Raw genomic sequence first — 224 nt, forward strand, 5'->3', positions numbered from 1 at the left:
TGGCTCGGGACGGAATCGAACCGCCGACACGAGGATTTTCAGTCCTCTGCTCTACCGACTGAGCTACCGAGCCATATCCATTAACAAAAAAATAAAGTGCGGAGGGATACCCCTTCCCACTTTAGTACGGTAAAACTATTGAATTGAAAAATGGCGGAACTGACGGGATTCGAACCCGCGATCTCCTGCGTGACAGGCAGGCATGTTAGGCCTCTACACCACAG

Annotated in this window: 1 tRNA gene; it reads right to left on the reverse strand. The window is 50.9% G+C overall.

Going from position 1 to position 224, the window contains the following annotated elements:
• Positions 1-73: transfer RNA gene (locus tag G9G53_RS26110), tRNA-Phe, on the reverse strand.
• Positions 74-224: the final 151 nt, after the last annotated feature.

This window comes from Paenibacillus sp. EKM206P (genome assembly GCF_011066155.1).
Classification (GTDB): domain Bacteria; phylum Bacillota; class Bacilli; order Paenibacillales; family Paenibacillaceae; genus Paenibacillus; species Paenibacillus polymyxa_D.